General features: G+C 41.7%; 11 protein-coding genes. 5 read left to right on the top strand and 6 right to left on the bottom strand.

The features are described from left to right. The 3 genes from CIK88_RS06795 to CIK88_RS06805 form a co-directional block, all read right to left on the bottom strand. On the bottom strand, positions 1–644 hold a 644-nt coding region (locus tag CIK88_RS06795), incomplete at its 3' end, for a FimB/Mfa2 family fimbrial subunit (protein ID WP_144269591.1). Between the two features lie 456 nt (positions 645–1,100). Continuing rightward, complete coding sequence (locus tag CIK88_RS06800) at positions 1,101–2,642, bottom strand: M56 family metallopeptidase (RefSeq protein WP_094435398.1); 1,542 nt, start codon at positions 2,640–2,642, stop codon at positions 1,101–1,103. 48 nt (positions 2,643–2,690) lie between these two features. After that, positions 2,691–3,053: a BlaI/MecI/CopY family transcriptional regulator gene (locus tag CIK88_RS06805; protein WP_371591522.1), complete on the bottom strand. Its 363-nt coding sequence runs from the start codon at positions 3,051–3,053 to the stop codon at positions 2,691–2,693. A gap of 611 nt (positions 3,054–3,664) precedes the next feature. Between CIK88_RS06805 and CIK88_RS06810 the strand changes: the two genes are divergently transcribed. Genes CIK88_RS06810 through CIK88_RS06825 form a run of 4 tightly spaced genes read left to right on the top strand, consistent with a single transcriptional unit; the run spans position 3,665 to position 5,828 of the window. Next, the gene (locus CIK88_RS06810; RefSeq protein ID WP_144269592.1) at positions 3,665–4,411 is read left to right on the top strand and encodes a hypothetical protein; all 747 of its coding nucleotides are present in this window, start codon (positions 3,665–3,667) and stop codon (positions 4,409–4,411) included. Positions 4,412–4,414: 3 nt separating this feature from the next. Beyond that, positions 4,415–4,957 carry a hypothetical protein gene (locus tag CIK88_RS06815; RefSeq protein WP_144007187.1) on the top strand — a complete coding sequence of 181 codons (543 nt, stop codon included), beginning with the start codon at positions 4,415–4,417 and terminating at the stop codon, positions 4,955–4,957. Between the two features lie 30 nt (positions 4,958–4,987). Beyond that, on the top strand, positions 4,988–5,551 hold the full coding sequence (locus CIK88_RS06820) for a cob(I)yrinic acid a,c-diamide adenosyltransferase (RefSeq protein WP_094391626.1): 564 nt from the start codon (positions 4,988–4,990) through the stop codon (positions 5,549–5,551). 55 nt (positions 5,552–5,606) lie between these two features. Then, entirely contained in the window at positions 5,607–5,828 is a 222-nt protein-coding gene (locus tag CIK88_RS06825) for a DUF2795 domain-containing protein (protein WP_021852076.1), read from the top strand. A gap of 35 nt (positions 5,829–5,863) precedes the next feature. On the opposite strand, the gene CIK88_RS06830 is transcribed toward CIK88_RS06825, so the two are convergent. The 3 genes from CIK88_RS06830 to CIK88_RS06840 form a co-directional block, all read right to left on the bottom strand. After that, on the bottom strand, positions 5,864–7,981 hold the full coding sequence (locus CIK88_RS06830) for a DUF2779 domain-containing protein (RefSeq protein WP_094391625.1): 2,118 nt from the start codon (positions 7,979–7,981) through the stop codon (positions 5,864–5,866). Further along, positions 7,954–8,694: a hypothetical protein gene (locus CIK88_RS12490; RefSeq protein WP_216820476.1), complete on the bottom strand. Its 741-nt coding sequence runs from the start codon at positions 8,692–8,694 to the stop codon at positions 7,954–7,956. The genes CIK88_RS06830 and CIK88_RS12490 overlap by 28 nt, the downstream gene beginning before the upstream one ends. A gap of 68 nt (positions 8,695–8,762) precedes the next feature. Next, positions 8,763–9,125, bottom strand: coding sequence for a hypothetical protein (locus CIK88_RS06840; protein ID WP_094391624.1), 363 nt, complete (start codon positions 9,123–9,125; stop codon positions 8,763–8,765). Between the two features lie 537 nt (positions 9,126–9,662). Here CIK88_RS06840 and CIK88_RS06845 point away from each other — a divergent pair. Then, positions 9,663–10,023: hypothetical protein (locus CIK88_RS06845; RefSeq protein WP_144269593.1), on the top strand; the 361-nt coding region annotated here is incomplete at its 3' end.

The following is a 10,023-nucleotide window of genomic DNA, read 5'->3' on the forward strand; positions in this document are numbered from 1 at the left end:
GTGTATGATTGTTTTGCAAAACTAAATCCAGTAGATGGATTGAAAGTGTATTGGTTTGGAGTACCTACATTCTGATCTGGGTCGATGATGATTTCCACTTCATCTACTTCTTCAGGGTAGGGGTCTGATATATAAAGTGAGAAAGATGCTGTGATGCGTTTGCCAAAGTTCATAGTAACCTCTTTAGGTTCACCTCTGGTAATATCAACAGACATCGTTGTTGCATAGGTACTCTTGTAGAGTATGATATCATTGATGACCGCTTTTTCTGGAGATGCGATGTCTGCAGCTCCGTTACTTGGAGTTTTAGCCTTGTGTGCCACAGCTACGAAAGTGTATTTTCCAGCTGGAAGTTCGCAATTAATCTGATCGAAGTTCTCGTTTGTTCCTTTCGTTTTCTTTTCTGCATAAAACTCTTTGTTGTTTTCGTCGAAAACCTTAAATGCGATACAGGTCACTTGTGCTTCTGCAGCACTTGCACGTGACGTTGCGAAATTTTGGTCAGGAACTACTGAAAAATCAAATCCAGAAAAACTGACTTTTACTGAGACAGGTTCTGTCTGTTCAATGTTGCTGTCCTCTGATGAACAAGAGAACAGATGTGCTACAAACAAAGGTAGCAATAAAATTAGAAACTTTTTCATTTTTTATCGGATTTTTTGTTATAATGCTGTAAAGTTACGCTTTATTTTCATACGAAGCACGAAAAAACTCTTAAAAAAGTATAAAAGCAGTATTGATATAACGAAAAATGGCTAATTCTGTCCTTTTTATAGCAGTGTCAAATGGGTGTTTATAAGAAATTATTTGCGAAAAAACGGTAAAACTGTCAGTTTTATATTGCCTCTGATGATTGATTTAGTATTAAAGTGTCTTATCATGAGTTTGCTTTTCTATTGAAGAATAATCCAAGTCGGTAGAAGAATAATCGAAGGATAGACGAATTCCTATTGAGTAAGCGATGAGACCATATTGAAGATATGGCGGAATCAGACAGAATATAAAAATGTTTTGTATATCATACGTATCACCGAAATCGCCAAAGCGCACCGGCTTCACAGTCTGTGCGCTTACGCTCTTTTTCAAGAGGATGAATTATATTAATTGAGATTTTCGTTTTTCTTTGTTGTTACTACAATTACGTTTTCAGTATTCTCATCACCACTGTACTTCTTTATATTTTCTGCGTCTTTGAAGATTTGCAGGCTTGATATCTGATCTGGTTTAAGTGTGTTGATGTTGTCTATTCGTTTACCATCAACTATGTACAAAGTAGTGTTGGGTTGGTTATTCTCTTCTTTATTTGCAGCAGAATTTGGTTTGGGTGTTATAGTGCCTATGTTGAATGAGATGGGTAGTACATATTTCACATCTACTGCTTTACCGTTCTGTTTACCTGGTGTCCATTTTGGCATTTCCTTTATTACTCGTAGCGCTTCCTTATCGAGGGGCTCGCAAACGCTCCTTATAATGGTTGGCTCTATAATATTACCATTTTTATCTACCACAAAGGCCACAATGACTCTGCCGCTCTTATTGGTAGCAGTTGCCTCTGCTGGATATTTCACATTACTCCCGATGTATTCATATAATGCTTTCGGTCCTCCTGGGAATGAAGGCATCTGTTCTACGATGTCATAGACTTTCTTCTTGCTTTCTTTTTTGGGCGCTTTTTTCTTCTTTACTGGTTTGTTATTTTGTTGCACAGGCAAATTGTTTTCTACTGCCACCGCTGCATTATTACTCTCAGTAACAATTTTCTCGGCCATTGATTCTACACTTTCGTTGGCAAAAGCCACAACAGCTATTGCTGTTAAAGGAAGTGCCAAAAGCAGTTTGGCACGTTTCCATCCATTCGATTTCTGCATTTTCATCATTGTGATACGTTTTTTTAGTGAATTATGATTAAAATTGTTAGCTAACGCAAATCTATCTTCTCCCACAGCCTTCATCACCAGCAACAGTTGGTAATTGCGTGCATCTACACCTTCTGCGAGTACAGCTTCGTCTGCTTCGTATTCATGAACCTCCTGTAGCTCGCGTCTTAGTAGCCACGCTGCAGGGTTGTACCATTGAAAAATCAGCATGATGTTGCACAATAATATATCTACACTATGGTGATGAGCTATGTGTGCTCTTTCGTGTGTTAGAATTTCCATAGGGTGATCTTGATAGTCTTTCCGTGCTACAACGATATAGTTGAACCAACTGAAAGGAGCGATATCGCGGTCTATTACTACCAGATGTTCCCCATGTGCATTGTCTGTTCTTGTTCCGCTGCGCAATATGAATCGCAGTTTCCATAGAGACAACAGGAAGACCACGGCAAATATTCCAACACCTATTATATATAATAAGAATAGGAGTTGTATCATGGTAATTGGTTCTTTTGTCGGGTAGTCTAACGGTTGCTGTACCGTAGCAAGCATTTCTGTAAAATCTACCGTCACCGCAGTCATTGGCGTTTCTTTATTCAGTTCCACTTGTATCAATGGTACTATTAAAGCCATAAGCATCATCAACAGGATTGACTTACGGTTGAAGGCATGGAAGGTTTCTCTGCTTAAGCCCATTTTATAGAATAGGTAGAATGCGATTAAGCATATTCCCGATTTGATAGAATAAAGAAATAACATTCCCATATTACATTGGTTTTATATTATTTGTTGAATGGTCTTTTTTCTTTGAAATCAGTCTTTCTCAATCGTATTAATTAATTGCTTGAGTTCTTCTATCGATATTTTTTCCTCTTTAACCAGAGCGGAAACGGCTTTCAGGTATGATTTACCGAAGAATCTATCCACGACACTCATCAGCGTATTACGATGATATTCCTCGCGTGTGATTTTAGCGAAATACTGGAAGCAGCGTGCTGTTAAGGCGCGATGCCCTAGAAATCCTTTCTCCTCAAGGATTCTTACTAATGTTGCTAATGTGTTCACGTGTGGTTTAGGATCTTCGTAACATGCTTGCAATTCGCGAATCTGCATATCCCCATGTGTCCAATAGTGATCCATGATTTCCTCTTCTTTGTTAGTCAATGTCTTCATCATTTTATTCTGTTTTAATGTTTATGGCTGCAAAGTAACTAATTCTTTTAGTTTATTACAAGTTTTTTGAGTTAATAAAACTAAAACGATTAGTTATTTAACTAAAAACGTTAGTTATGTAACGTATAGTTCTTATTCTTAGGCCATATTTGTTTCTTAGATGTTATATTGAAACATCAATGCATAATAATTATAGTGATAGTTTTGTTGTTAGGTGAAATATGTGTAAATTTGGGCAGAAAAACAGTAAGTGTATCATTATGTTTGTAGTATTACTTGTAGGAATAGTGGCATATCTTATAGTCTATTGGCTTTTCAAACCCAATTGACTATAGACAGTATAAAGTATTGGTATTGTACTTTTCATAGGTACTTGTGCTCAAAAGACTCAAATATATTTGGCTTTTTATTCGCTTATTCGTACCTTTGACTTTCGGTCTTAGGTAGGCTGCATTTCGGAAAAGAAAATAAAAGTGAACTTTTATTTTGCATTTCGCTCGATTTGCACTACCTTTGTGAACATGAAAATGGGAAAAGGTAGAATGCTGATGATTATGTTTGTGCTTTTAATGCATCATAGTATAATGGCGCAAACAACAGCGGAGCGAAATGGAATGGAGACTATGCGACGTGACTCCATTGAAGTTTCGCACAATGATTCATTGGCAGTTTACCGCACGTTACCAAAGACCATAGGTGCTGTGCGAGCAGAAACTAATGCAGTTTCCCCAGTTCAATATCCTACAGACAATGTGATGATGCTGCCAAAAGTCGTAGTAGGAGAGGGTGCTATTGCCTACGAAAATCCTATGATGCGTCCTTCGCTGACGGTCAATGAACATCTGAAGTTTGATGTAGATATGCAGTCAGCTGACTATATCGGCATGGCCTCTACGCGTTCATTATTTGCTGCAGGATATTATAATGTAGGCCCGTTGACGTTCAGCGCCAATACCAATGTCAACAGATTTCTCTTGCCTACAGGAGTGTATAATCAATATGGTGTTGGTGGAAGTGTCCACTATGTTTTTTCTGAAAACTTATCAGCCACAGTCTTTGGACAATATTACGCTACCAATCCCTATTTCTCCATGGGCGCTTATTCACTGGTTCCAACGTCGCGTTATGGTGGGTATTTTACGGTGGAAAACCACAAGGTCGGTATGCATTTGGGAGCTCAACAGATATACGATCCATTTCAGCATCGGATGTTTATGGAGCCTATTGTGACACCAATCATCAAGATGGGCAAGATCAATGTAGAGATGCCAATGGGTCCATTGATACGAAGAACCTTGGAGCGAATGACACATAGTGGGCGTCGTCACGGCCCAATCATAATGCCAAATACTAATTTCTGAACTATGAAAGGACGTTTAAACATGTTATGGGTTTGGCTCTGCCGTATGGGTTGCAGTAGAGGTTTCGGCATTCAGTCGCCGACCGACTATGCTTTTGTACGTTATGTGATCAACGAACACTGGCCTTACTATGCCTATGACGAATTGGACAATCTTGCTCATAATGCTACAGAGCGCAAGTTAGGACGTCTGTATTTCCGACTTGCCAACTGGCGTCAACCATCGGTGATGTTGCGTGACGAGTATGAGGCATGGTGGCATGCAGGTTGTCGCAAGATGCGTCTGACCGATTATCCACAAGAAGCAATGGGCAATCGTGGTACATTTCAGTTGGCGCGTATTACGATAGAGGACGATGCCGACCTACTGTTACGTCATGCCGATGAAGAGTCGGTGCTTGTTGTGGAAGGCATTCATCGCAATACTGAACGCTGGCGCCATATCAAGGAATGTGAGCAGGTCACTATAACCTACGACCTCTATTATTGTGGCATAGTGCTTTTTGACAGCCATCGCTATAAACATCATTATCGTGTGAATTTCTAATTATAAAAAATATAATAACCTTTTAAGTCTATGAAGATAACAAAAGTATATACCCGTAGAGGTGATGGTGGACAGACCTCACTTGTCGGAGGTGAACGTGTAAGTAAGTCATGTGCCCGCTTAGAGTCCTATGGCACCGTCGATGAACTATCGTCCCACTTAGGACTTTTAGCAGCTTTGTTGCCTGAAGGCGATGATAAGGCCATGATACAACGTATCCAGAACAATCTGTTTAACGTATGCACTAACTTAGCCACCAATCAAGATACCACACCGCTTTATCCCTCAGCCCATTTGCCAGAGGGCGAAACCGCATTGCTTGAGCGTCAGGTTGATGAGATTATGGCGATGTTGCCCGAACGTCAAGGCTTTGTATTGCCAGGTGGAACCCGTGAAGCAGCGCAAGCGCATGTTTGTCGCACGGTATGCCGACGTGCCGAACGTCGCATCTGCGAGTTGGCTAAAGAGGCTACTGTATCAGTCGAAGTTTCTGAATATATCAACCGATTGAGCGATTATTTGTTTGTTTTTGCAAAAAAACTCAATCATATTGCCGGTCAGAGTGAAAAAATATGGCAGAATGTTTGTAAATAAGAAAAATTATGTTACTTTTGCGGGCAAAATAAAAAACCTATAAAAAAAAAGCAATATGTATTGGACACTTGAATTAGCATCTAAACTTGAAGATGCACCATGGCCGGCAACCAAAGATGAATTAATAGATTATGCCATCCGTTCGGGCGCACCGCTCGAAGTGTTGGAGAATCTGCAAGAGATAGAAGACGAGGGTGATGTCTATGAGAGCATCGAAGACATTTGGCCCGACTATCCTACCAAAGAAGATTTCCTTTTCAATGAGGATGAGTATTAGAGAAGATGAAATGGGGTTTGAATTCAAACCCCATTTCATCTTTGTACCATATCGTGAAAGTATTCCCAGATAAATACCATCGACATCGTGTCGAGCTCGCAATAGCGCAGAAGCGCCTGGCGCAATGCCTCGTTCATCGTTTCGCCCTCGCAGAACATCAACTTGTTATAGGCCGTCAGGGCTGCACCGCCATTGGCCACTTCGAAGTTCTTTTCATCAGTGGATAGCTGTTCCATTTGGTCCATGTCTTCATCGCTCATGCCAATCAAATCGCCTACTGACGGCAGTTGATGGTAAGGGCTGTCCACATGCCCGGCAGCATCTATGGTTATCCATGCTAGCGGATTGTCAGACAATATGTTGCAGCTCTTGATTTCTGAGCCATAGATAGGTTTGCTGTACTTATCTTTCAGATACTGACTACTGTTCAGGACGGCAGGCAGCACCTGCTTGATGCTGTTGCTGCCGTGCATCTCGTCCAGCTGGTAGAAGTAACGTTTCACTACTTGCAGCAAATCCACCATGTCGCGTAGTCCCTCGTAGAGTTCGCCTTTCTTCTCGTCATGGTTGTGCGTGACGCTGCGAATAAAAGCTATCAGTTCATCTTTGTCTGGCTTGTTGCTGTCAGCCAACTGCTTAGCGATGGTGCACAGAATGCTGTTCTCATGGGTAGCATAGCGGAAGATGGTGCCTTTGTCTTTAGACAACTGCCGACGTAGCTCGCGTACAAATTCGAAATTGGGGAACTTCGTCACATCTTCGTTCAGATACTGTCCGGCATGCTCAATGCGTCCGTCTTCGTAGATGATGTGATGTGAGAACTGGAAGGCCACTTGTTCGTATGGCTTCATACCTATATAATAAGGCAGGGCAACAGCTGTCGTCTCGAAATCGATCATGTGGAGTGGATACTTCCACTTCGCCATCTCTTCGCGAAGACCATCTACGTCTAAATAGGTATTGCCGTTCAGATGCGCTTTAAATCGGCTTAAGATGCCGTCGTTCCCAGTTTCCAGTCCAATCTGCAGCCATTTCCGCTGATAGTCGTCCAAGCCAGGTGCATCCGGTGTTTTCTTGTTATAAGGCTTCAGTTCTGTTTCCGTCAACTGATCCATGAAATATTTTCCCTCGCCGACCCATTTGCTGCGATTGGTGCTCAGGTTGCTTCCATTCAGCGTGGCGATGTGAGGCCGATGGTCGTAGTCATCTTCACTCACCTGCGTTAGCCAGCATTCACGCTTGCCATCCTTCTTCTTGCTGCCCTCTACGCAGTGGAACTCGCACTTCAGACACTTGCCAGCCAACTCCACATCCGAAGGACAAGGATTGTCCTTGCAATAGTAATCGGCTGCCCAATGGATAAACGGCACAAAGCGCATCCCCATGCAGGTAGGATTCTTATCTGTTGTCTGCTCAGTGGTTTCGCCAGCAATAATGGTATCGCAGAGTTCATCCACATCGAAAGGTGTTACCACCTGCACCTTACTTTGGGCTATCCGTTGGCGAGCATCGGGCGCCATTACGGCCTCAGCACGATCTTGCTGGTTCTTCTCAATCTTGAACAGTTGGTTCAGACCATCGATATCTGCACGCTTGCTCTTATCAGCCATCATCAGGAAAGCCTTGACGCTGTAGTCCTCGTTGGGATACAACTCTTTCAGGGCTTGGCATACCACATACTTCTGGAAGGCTACATCATAGACGTAGGGACGAATGCCGCTGGCTACGGCTCCCTTGGGCCTAGAGCTGATAAAATTATCCGTTTCAGGATTCCACGACTTAGCCTTCACCTCTATCAGTTTGATGTTGTTACCATCTTTCTTCAGGATATCCACACGCACAAAGAGATTGCCGAAGCAGAAGGCTGCCTCGGCGATGTTCACCTGGTCACGCAGCATCAGTTCCTGTGTACGCTTCAGTGAATCCTCGTGGCCCATGATGTCCTTCAGGTCACAATCGGCAGGCACATCGCAATAGATCTTTGCCAGTTCACCCACTTGGAAACCGCCTTCAGCCAACGACTCCAAGAACTCGTCGTTGGCATTGGCGTTCTCATACTCGTCAGGCCGTCCGTAGTAAAACAGCTTATGCGGACAGCTCAGTGCAATCTTAAACGCTGATTTGGTCAATAATCGAGAGCTGGTAACAACCATGATGAGGGCCTTTTAACTTTATGAATACGTTCAGTCAGATCACCTATGTGGTATTTGATATCATTATCGCCAAGGCAGTACCAGTCGTCTTCATCGCTTGGCTCCTCGTAATTGATATGATTGCGGTATTTTCCATCTACATCGTCTGCTATCAGTTCAGTCAGCACCTCTTCCGTCGCATATACGATGGCTCCGGCTAATCGCGGATGGTTCTGCGCTAACCAAGGAAAGAAGTTCTCGTCGAGTGCCTCGTCGTTCATATCTCTTAATGGACCGTTTTCAAGAGCATTGCTATATACATATACGAGTAACGGGAACAATTCTTCTGGCAGCATGTCGAGGGTCACATCGTATTTCACACCATTGATGATCAGACTGACATCAAGCGCATCGATTTCCTGATAGCCCTCGTTGATATCCTCATCAACGAAAAACTCCTTCTCGTCGTCTTGCAGCGTGAATTTCAGCATATCCGTTGTGGGCTCTGCAGGTTCGTGACACCCTTCTTTCTCCATCTCTTTGGCGTAAAGGGCAAAGAAGTTGGTTTTCAGTGCACAACTAATGCGCCTCAACAACACCGTATCGATGTTGTTGCGCTGTAGGATATTATATACATTGGTTCTTGATTTGTAGATGCGCCTGCCCAACTCTCCATGTTTTACGCCTTGGCGCTTCATCTCTTCTTCAATGAGTTTTCCAATATTGATTTCCATAAGCGTTGTTGTTTTTAATTATTATTGTTGCAAAAGTAATCAATAAATACCAATCTGCCAAATTATTATCAAGAAAAAGGTATAGGTTTGACTATTGCTTCAATGGTGTTGATGACTTTGGTAAGTTTGTCAACATCGTCAGGATTGTATTTGCGGTCTTGTTCCAGAATGGCTTTCAGTCCCGTCAATGCATCGGCAGGTTCGGTAAATGCCATCTTGTGCAAGTGTTCAGGTACTCTCTGGGGGGAATCTGGCATTGAAGCCTCGAGCAGATGATACAAGAACTTGTAGTATAGCATCATTCCCCAGTTGCCGCTTTCAACAGCTGCACTGTGCTGATTGCGTACCTGTATCAAAGGAAGGTTACGAAACAAATAGTCACTGACTCTTCTCCGTCTGTTGTCGTTTGTTGTAGGAAATTGATGTGCCATAATCTTAATTGTTTTTAAAGGGTTCTACTTAAATTTTCCGCTGCAAAGATACGACATTTTTAAATACCCTCCAATCAAAAAGTGTCAATGTTTTGAACAAGTATTGTTATTCGTCAATAAGGCACGCTTATTTCTACTAAACCGTTCTTTAATCAGCGCCAACAGTTCCTTTAAGGAGAATGATTCATTCCCAGGTGGGAATGCTAGACTCCCAGGCTGGGAACAAAACATTCCCAGGCTGGGAATAATCGTCCGTTATTCCTGTTTGTGTCTGACATCGGTTACAGTAACCATAACCGTTGGGGCGGACATTAAGTCTTACAAGATGGAGCATTAATACTATTAGGGAGAGAAACGACATCTTTTCATTGTATGCCTTTACCCAAACGGTCATGTGCCTATACCCGTTTTGAATAGTATTTCAAGGCATAAAATCTCTAACACACCCATTGTTGTCAGAAAAATAGACAACAAATCCTTTGGCTATTAAAAAATAGTTTGTACATTTGCAGCAGAAAACAAAAACGTTTAACTTATATGAAAAATGATAAACCCATCAATGGTAATTTACTAGAAGAGAAAATTAATCCTCTTTTTAATCAGCTTTGTGAATTACTAAAGAGCACGTCTTTTACTGATTTAAAGACAATGTATCAAAATGAAGCAAGTAACTACGTTAAAGAATCAACGAAGCAGAATAGAAAGAGCAAGGCTTTGGATTTAAATAAATATATGCAATGTAAAGAAATAGTAGATGCAAAAGTAGGAAAGAAAGAATTCAATCAATTTAAGAGAGACTTATATGATATAGGATGGTTACGTTATAACATAAATGATATTTTAGACTTTTATAATGCAGGAGATCGATTATATACTTTGAGCGTTTATGACACAATTT

It is taken from the genome of Prevotella sp. P5-50 (assembly GCF_002251295.1).
Classification (GTDB): domain Bacteria; phylum Bacteroidota; class Bacteroidia; order Bacteroidales; family Bacteroidaceae; genus Prevotella.